Source organism: Arsukibacterium indicum (assembly GCF_019100565.1).
GTDB lineage: Bacteria > Pseudomonadota > Gammaproteobacteria > Enterobacterales > Alteromonadaceae > Alishewanella > Alishewanella indicum.
The window spans coordinates 200,622-207,644 of the sequence record NZ_JAHRID010000009.1; the positions used below are offsets into that span (position 1 = coordinate 200,622).

At 45.5% G+C, this 7,023-nt stretch carries 8 protein-coding genes; 5 read left to right on the forward strand and 3 right to left on the reverse strand.

Annotation, left to right across the window (positions count from 1 at the left end; genetic code table 11):
* The first annotated feature begins 91 nt into the window (after window positions 1-91).
* The 3 genes from KQY15_RS17150 to KQY15_RS17160 all read left to right on the forward strand — a co-directional run bounded on the left by KQY15_RS17150 (window position 92) and on the right by KQY15_RS17160 (window position 2,842).
* Window positions 92-1,063, forward strand: coding sequence for a GGDEF domain-containing protein (locus KQY15_RS17150; protein WP_217671133.1), 972 nt, complete (start codon window positions 92-94; stop codon window positions 1,061-1,063).
* Window positions 1,064-1,184: 121 nt separating this feature from the next.
* A complete protein-coding gene (locus KQY15_RS17155) occupies window positions 1,185-1,892 on the forward strand; it encodes a substrate-binding periplasmic protein (RefSeq protein ID WP_254795790.1) in 708 nt (235 codons plus the stop codon).
* Between the two features lie 53 nt (window positions 1,893-1,945).
* Window positions 1,946-2,842, forward strand: a complete 897-nt coding sequence (locus tag KQY15_RS17160; RefSeq protein ID WP_217671134.1) for a type 2 periplasmic-binding domain-containing protein — start codon at window positions 1,946-1,948, stop codon at window positions 2,840-2,842.
* A 32-nt stretch (window positions 2,843-2,874) separates the two neighbouring features.
* Here the strand turns inward: KQY15_RS17160 and KQY15_RS17165 are convergent, their stop codons facing one another.
* Window positions 2,875-3,216, reverse strand: coding sequence for a hypothetical protein (locus KQY15_RS17165; RefSeq protein ID WP_217671135.1), 342 nt, complete (start codon window positions 3,214-3,216; stop codon window positions 2,875-2,877).
* Window positions 3,217-3,246: 30 nt separating this feature from the next.
* Entirely contained in the window at window positions 3,247-3,642 is a 396-nt protein-coding gene (locus KQY15_RS17170; RefSeq protein ID WP_217671136.1) for a VOC family protein, read from the reverse strand.
* Window positions 3,643-4,024: 382 nt separating this feature from the next.
* On the opposite strand from KQY15_RS17170, the gene KQY15_RS17175 reads away from it, so the two are divergent.
* Window positions 4,025-5,302: a tyrosine-type recombinase/integrase gene (locus tag KQY15_RS17175; protein WP_008224320.1), complete on the forward strand. Its 1,278-nt coding sequence runs from the start codon at window positions 4,025-4,027 to the stop codon at window positions 5,300-5,302.
* 12 nt (window positions 5,303-5,314) lie between these two features.
* Complete coding sequence (locus KQY15_RS17180) at window positions 5,315-6,589, forward strand: tyrosine-type recombinase/integrase (protein WP_217671137.1); 1,275 nt, start codon at window positions 5,315-5,317, stop codon at window positions 6,587-6,589.
* Window positions 6,590-6,616: 27 nt separating this feature from the next.
* Here the strand turns inward: KQY15_RS17180 and KQY15_RS17185 are convergent.
* Window positions 6,617-7,023: hypothetical protein (locus tag KQY15_RS17185; RefSeq protein ID WP_217671138.1), on the reverse strand; the 407-nt coding region annotated here is incomplete at its 5' end.

Consider the following 7,023-nt stretch of genomic DNA (forward strand, 5'->3'; position numbering starts at 1 on the left):
GCCAGTTTTCGCCTGTTTTGTTTCTTTTGCCGCGACATTATCTGCGAATGTCAGCTAAGCTGAATGGTAAATAATAGGGACTGGCTACAAAATGGAATTTATTCAAGAACTACTTAACGGCGATTTTATGCCGCATGGTCATTGTTTGCTATGGCGCACAGACTTACTGGTCCTGCATGTCGGTGGCGACCTGTTAACCTTTATAGCTTATATGCTAATCCCGGTTGGCCTGGTTCGGCTGGTTCGGGCGCGGGATGACTTGCGTTTTGACTGGATGTTTCTGATGTTCGCCGGCTTTATTTTTTTCTGCGGTGCCACTCACCTACTTGGCATCATTAATGTCTGGCATGGTTATTACTATATCCATGGCATTATAAAATCAGCCACTGGCCTTATATCGATCGCTACCGCCATTTTACTCTGGTATCTGCTACCGCACGCGATTAATCTGCCGAGCAAGCGCAATATGCAAGCTAAAATTGCTGAGCTTACCCGGGCAGAACAGCGTCTGGCAGAGTCAAATTTGCGACTGGAAGCGGAGGTAAAAAAGCGCACGGCGCAATTAGAGAAAATGGCAACAACGGATGAGCTAACGAATTTGATTAATCGTCGCGAAACGATGCGGATCCTGGATATTGAAATCTCACGGGCTACCCGTCAGCATACGCCGCTTAGCATAATGATGCTGGATTTAGATGATTTTAAAGCAATTAATGATAATTTTGGCCACCAGATTGGGGACCAGACACTGAAAACTGCGGCAGAGTGCTGCTGCCAGCAGCTGAGAAAAACCGATTATGTTGGCAGAATAGGCGGTGAGGAGTTCCTGATTATTCTGCCTGACACAACAATTGACCGGGCGGTTGAGCTGGCAGATCGTATCCGGATTTCGCTGCAGCAATACACGTCAGCAAACAACAGCATCCCTCTTTGTACTGCCAGCATAGGGGTAGCCCAATGCCACAAGACTGATAATTCTGCCAGCCTTATCCAACAGGCAGATGAAGCGCTTTATCAGGCAAAAGCAGCAGGGCGCAACCGGGTGTGTCAGGCTAAACTTTAGTAGCGAAACCAAGCGTTGCAGGCAGACTGACAGCGTCATCGTAGCCTAAGGCTGTTCAGCAGACACTGAAAGATCCGGACTAAGATGGTAGACTGATGCTATTAGCATGTACCGGGTGTTTATGATGCGCATTGTGTTGTTGTCTTTTCTTTTTGCCTGGCAGGTTTTCGCCGCGCCGAAAACGCTGCAGGTAGCGGTAAATATCGGCCCGCCCTGGGCGTACTATCAGGAAGATGAAGGTGTCACAGGTATAGACGTCGAAATTATCCGGCATATTTTCAGCACGATGGGCTATAACACCGAGTTTCAGCTGTTAGGTTATAACCGCCTTATTAAAGAATTTAACGAGGGCAAATATGATGTCGCCAGCCCCGCGGCGTTTCCGCCAGAACATGGCCATTTAACCCAAACTTATCTTCCGTTTGAAGACGTAGCCGTATCTTTAAAAAGCGAAAATCACACTATTGATTCTATTGCAGATTTAGCTGAAAAAAACATTATTGCCTATCAATTCGCCCAATCAGTACTGGGCGAGGAATTTGCCAACGTGGTGCAGGACGCCAATTATTTAGAAATTGCTGAGCGGGAGTTACAATTAAAGTTGCTGGTAAATCACCGGACTGATGTCGTAATCGGCGAGCGCAGGTTATTGGTTTATATTATGCAGCAACACTTTCCAGGCCAGCAATTAGCCATACATCCAATATTTAACACCACTTCGTACGGTGCCATTATTAAAGACTCTGCGTTGCAGCAACAGTTTGATGAACAGCTAAGTAAACTAAAAGCATCTGGCCATTATGATGAAATATTAAACAAGTGGCCTTGATCTGGGCTTTCATTAGATATGGGTTAATCGCAAGTAGTAAAAGGACAGCCGTAATGTTGACTTTAATCGTCCGGATTCTTTGCCTGGCAGGCCTGTGTTGTTGCTTCGCTTATGCTGCAGAAAACCAAATAACCATTACCGTACCGGCCCCCCGCTCATTGCATGATATTTCCCATGACTACCATATACGCCTGTTAGATATCGCTTTGGCCAATTCGGGGATGGACCGCAGCAACGTTATTGTCAGGCAAGTGCCTGCTATTTCTGAGGGCAGAGCAAAAGTTGAGTTAAAAAAAGGTACCTTAATAAATTTATACTGGCTTGGCGCAGAAACGGCACTGGCGGACGATTTAATCGCTATTGAAATTCCAACAACGCGCGGTCTGATTGGTTTTCGGAAGTTTATTATCGCTAGAACGCAGCGACAGGAGTTTGCCGGGATTAATTCGCTGTCTGCGCTCAGTCTTAAAATTGCATGTCAGGGGCAGCACTGGGCCGATACCACCATTCTAACTCAGGCAGGCCTCAGGGTTACCACGTCAGTAAATTATGAAACACTGTTTCAGATGGTAGCGCTGGGCCGTTGTGACTATTTCCCGCGGGGCTATCACGATGTGTTGTTGGAACTTGAGCAGCGGGCTACCACCTATCCGGAGCTCATGCGCTATGACGATATTATGCTGCACTACCCCTTTGCCGTGTTCTTTTATGTGTCAAAATCGGCTCCTGAGTTAGCGGAAAAACTGCAAGCCGGCATGGAAATAGCCGCAAAAACTGGTCAAATAAACGAATTAATGCAGCAGCATCCGCTGACCAAAGCAGTATTTCCGCTGATTAATGGCAAGCCTGAGTTCTTTTTAAGCATCCCTAACCCAACCATGCAGTTTGATGATATTTCTAATCCAGATTACTGGATAACGCCGTCAGATTTTGGGATAACGACTCAATAGTAGTCAAGGTCACAGCAGTTTGTCGGTGAAACTTACAAATTGCTAGTGATAATAAGGGCTACTCCACACTTTAACGGGATCAAAAGATAGCGATGTCCCAGCGCCAATGCATCATCTAACACCCGGTTGGTTTGGTGTAACAACGGCTGTAACATCACGTGCCCGGCAGGCGCTGACAAGCCAGGTTCGCCAAGCCATGTTACAATTTGCCCTGCCGGCTTGCCAAACAAACCGGCAAAGGCCAGTTTACCGGCAAACCCTGAGCCCAACACCAGCCCGGCACCAGCCAGCACCTTAATAATATGGCGGCGCCGGTCATCAACCAGACTGTGCTTATCCCAATCAAACTTACGCCGCGCTAACTCACTTTTCATGGCAAAACCTAATCGTTTGCACCGTGTCGTTTATTGCATAGAATGTAAGCCAATTAAATTTCCCTCTGTATCGCGGACAACAGCACAGAATCCGTGATCCCCGATAGACATTTTATGCTGATGAACACTGCCACCATGCGCTGCAGCGCGATCTGCTGTTACACCGCAATCATCACAACCAAAATACACCAGGGTACCACCACTGCCAGGCGTATAACCTGCCATCTTAACCAGGCTGCCGCCAGCTCCGTAATAATTCATGCCGTTTTCTTTGTCCATTGGAAAAAACCACATGTCCATTTCCATCTCCGGCGTGGGTGATGGCATCTGCACCAGCTCGATTTCAAATAGCGCCTGATAAAAAGCTTTGGCACGCGCCATATCGTTTACGTAAATTTCAAAGTGCACTACCGGGTTATGTTTCATTGGCTCGCTCCTGGTCTGTCAGAATTAAAGTGATTATAAGTTACATAGCCGTGGCATGAGGCCCGGCATCAGCGACAAATGCTGCAGCAAAGATAGCAGTGATTAACTTACTTTACGTAGTCGGATAAACAATATGTAGATCGACAAGGAGCGGAAATAACACGAAAAAAAACTATCGCTTAGCTACAGGTAAATTGAATTTAATGTTCTGAAAGTATTTGGTGCCTAGGGTCGGACTCGAACCGACACGGAGTTTCCCCCGGCGGATTTTGAATGAAACGCTTGTAGACTCTTGATGCTATTAATTCAATAGCTTAACAGAGAAAATCCTCCACCTTTATGAAAACTTCACAAAAGGTGTTTCGATTTCAGGAGTCTAGTTATGGCAAAAATCCTTGAAAAACACCAGCTTACACCTAACCTTCAAATCCACAAGCAATCTAACTGTTACAACTGGATTGCTCGGTTAAAAATCAAAAACGTCTACCTGTCCCGTTCTACCAAAACCCGTGACTTACCAGAGGCAATCGCAAAAGCTCACCGCCTCCTAATCGAATATGAGATCCGCTTTGAGACGAATAATTTTGTAATCGAATCTAAGCGCTTCTCGTATATTGCCGAAAAAGTCATCCACCAAATGAGAGTAGCAATGGCAACAGGCACCGGAAAAGTCATCTATGATGACTATATTGGTGCACTCAATAAATACCATATCCCTTTCTTTGGTGACACCCACATTACGCGTATCGATGCAGATCAACTTGACGATTTTGACGTGTGGCGTGTCAAAGAGTTAGGCAGGATACCGGCTAAATCCACGATCCAAAACCACAACTCAGCAATGCAAATGGTATTCGATTTTGCGGTCAAACGTAAGTACATGCTGATATCTCAAGTACCGACTCTGGAAAACAAAGGCGCTAGTGGTTCAAGGCGTGCCGCATTCACGGTAGATGAATATGCGCGAGTAAGAGAACAAGTAGTACAGATGGCCAAGGAAGGCAGACGGGAGAAAACCCGCCAACTCCGCGAGTTACTTATAGACTACATGGATTTTGCTATTCTGACTGGCATGCGGCCTGGCTCAGAAATGGATAATCTAACATGGGCTGATTTACACCCTGAACGGGATGACTCGCAGATACGGTTTTATGTCACTGTGAGGAAGGGCAAGACGACAAAATATACCGGCACCCGCGAGATCGTGTGTAAAGCAGCAATAGTCAAAGTGCTGAACCGACTATCAGACCGTTTCCCTGATCGAGTTGGTACTGAGCAGCTGTTCCGTCTCTCTGATGGCTCAACCTCTAAGGAAATGAACAGACATTTCGATAATGCTTTAGAATTGATTGAGTTGAAGAATTCACAATATGGGCAAAGAAGTTTATATTCGCTAAGGCACAGCTACATTACGTGGGAACTGGCAGCACAAAACGTCAGTATTGATGTGTTAGCGCGGCAGTGTGGCACTGGCATTCAAATGATTGAGCAACATTATAGCCACGTCATCCCGAGAATGTTCGGTCGGCAATTGTCCGGGATTGAGCTGGAAACCAAAGAGAGAGTCGTTCGGCAGTTTGAAGACGTAACTTACGATGAGCAGTTACGGCAACGCATGGACGAATGGGCATACAACTATAAGCATCGAGGCTATATCTAGCAGGAGGCAGCGTTGGCGTATCAGGAACGAGTTGCAGTAATGGAGGGGTTATACCTTTATACTCAGACCAATTCAAAGCGCTGGTACGCCCGCTTTAAAGTCGATAAAAAGCACGTTACCTTTTCGACCGGCGAGACCGAGTTAGAAAAAGCGAAAGTTGTAGCAATTGATGCAATGTACAAGCGTCGAGCAGAGATAAAACTTGGTATTGCGGCTGGTGCTCAACCGTTTACCGCACTTGCGAATGAGGTCATTGCTGATCTTGAGGCGTTGATTGATAAAGGCGTTTCAAAGAAGAATAACTCAATCTACAAAGGCATTCTGCTGAACTACCATATCCCATTTTTCAAAGACCAGCGCATAGACCAAATCACGCAGTCTGATATGGACAACTTCCATCGTTGGCGCGAAGTGAAGTTTGGCCGGCAACCATCAAAATCTACTTTACAAAGCCACAATGCTGCACTCAGTAAAATTTACGACAAGGCATTAAGAAAAGGCCAAATCACCAAATACCATATTCCAGCTTTTGAAACTGACGGCAAACGGCAAGAACGTCGTGCCGCTTTCACATGGGAAGAGTATCGCAAAATCTCTGACTTTATTACTGACGAGATGCAACGGACTAAAAACAAGAAAAGCAAAATGCTTCTTGAGCTGATGGAAGACTACATCGACTTTGCGCTGGCAACGGGTATGAGGCCAGGCACAGAGATTGAACACGTACAGTGGCGCGATATCAGTTTTAGATTGGCAGATGGTGTACCAGAAATCACCGTAGCCGTTCGTAAAGGCAAAACTACTTTATATACCGGTACTCGGCAAGTTGTTGTACGTAGCGACTTCGTTGCCAATCTTGAACAACTCGTTGAACGCTTCCCAGATCGAAAAGCCGATGACAAAGTGTTCCGACTATCTGACGGTACAGAACCTAAAAGCCTGAGCAGAAAATTTACCGATATCCTTGAGAAACTTAATCTGCGGCAGAGCCCATACGGTGAACGCACCCTTTACTCACTTCGCCACTCTTACATCACTTGGAATTTAAAGAGTAAGGCTGATTACGCAGCACTAGCAAAACAGTGCGGGACAAGCATTGAAATGATTGACAGAACATATAGTCATTTACTGCCGACGATGTTCAGGCAGGAGTTTAGTGGGGTGATGTATGAGCAAAAAGAGCCTGACTCGTTGAAGCGCCGTGAAATCAGTAAGAAAGCCAAGGAGTCAAATATTAGGAGTTATGCTTGGTTTGCTGAAAATTATGAGAAACGTAAGTTTGTTTAGTGAATTTTCAGGGGGATAAAACCTTTATCAAGGGAGCCAATAATAAATATCTAAATCAACACGCGCTATTCGTTTTCGTTGAGCTACTCGTGTTGCAACAGTTTGAAACTCTCTGCTTATCTCGGGGGTAAGTCTTTTAATAGTGCACCATTTAGGCAAATTCACACCCTCTGGCTCCTTTTTCAATGCATAAGCTACATGGCTATCAAGCGGTATTTCAAGCCATTTTCTAATTCGCGAAAGATCGTAGTATTCGCAAAGGTCCTTGTTATATGTAACATCTCTTAAGAACAAATTTAGTGCTTTCCTTGCAGCTCCCCAGCTTTTTGCATTAGTGGGAAATTGATTATAAATATTGGGTAAGCGGATTAAATGGTTGATCTTACCTTTGCATGAGAGTGAGACAGACCGGCATCTCATCGGATTATCTGGTT

Excerpts from the sequence above, each read along its gene's own strand:
- KQY15_RS17160 (WP_217671134.1), top strand. The coding sequence starts at position 1,946 with ATGTTGACTTTAATCGTCCGGATTCTTTGCCTGGCAGGCCTGTGTTGT.
- KQY15_RS17150 (WP_217671133.1), top strand. The coding sequence starts at position 92 with ATGGAATTTATTCAAGAACTACTTAACGGCGATTTTATGCCGCATGGT.
- KQY15_RS17175 (WP_008224320.1), top strand. The coding sequence starts at position 4,025 with ATGGCAAAAATCCTTGAAAAACACCAGCTTACACCTAACCTTCAAATC.
- KQY15_RS17155 (WP_254795790.1), top strand. The coding sequence starts at position 1,185 with ATGATGCGCATTGTGTTGTTGTCTTTTCTTTTTGCCTGGCAGGTTTTC.
- KQY15_RS17170 (WP_217671136.1), bottom strand. The coding sequence starts at position 3,642 with ATGAAACATAACCCGGTAGTGCACTTTGAAATTTACGTAAACGATATG.
- KQY15_RS17165 (WP_217671135.1), bottom strand. The coding sequence starts at position 3,216 with ATGAAAAGTGAGTTAGCGCGGCGTAAGTTTGATTGGGATAAGCACAGT.